Origin of the sequence: Pseudoalteromonas luteoviolacea (assembly GCF_018100925.1) — a bacterium.
GTDB lineage: Bacteria > Pseudomonadota > Gammaproteobacteria > Enterobacterales > Alteromonadaceae > Pseudoalteromonas > Pseudoalteromonas obscura.
The window spans coordinates 1-428 of record NZ_JAGJEH010000067.1; the positions used below are offsets into that span (position 1 = coordinate 1).

1 protein-coding gene is annotated in these 428 nt (G+C 43.7%); it reads right to left on the reverse strand.

The features are described 5' to 3' along the window. The coding region (locus tag J8M00_RS28085) for a hypothetical protein (RefSeq protein WP_211013656.1) at positions 1-428 on the reverse strand (428 nt) is incomplete at both ends.

Sequence of the window (428 nt, forward strand, 5' to 3'; positions counted from 1 at the left end):
GGCCTTCTCCGTAAGTCGCCATAAACAGCACACCGTCTAGGGTTGCAACATCAGCAACTTTAGAAGTTCCCTGGTATTCTCTATAAACTGACCTTGGAGAGTCGATTCTATCAAGACCACCAGCAGTGCTAATGTATAGCTCACCACCAATCTCTGTTACACCAAGAATCTCATGGCTTGATAGCATGGAATTGTTATTAAATTCTTCATACTGCAATTTGGAATTAAATTTAACCACGGCGTCTTCGTTTGTCGCCAGATACAAAGACTCAGCAATAACGGACGCATTAATTACATACCCGCCATAGAGCTTGCCTACACTGCGCTTTTCAGTGTCTATGGCAAATGCGCCAATATCTGTCGAAACAATCACTTTTCCAGCAAAGTGAGAGAAAGCTGTCACTTCAAAATCACGGCCTTCTGCGACC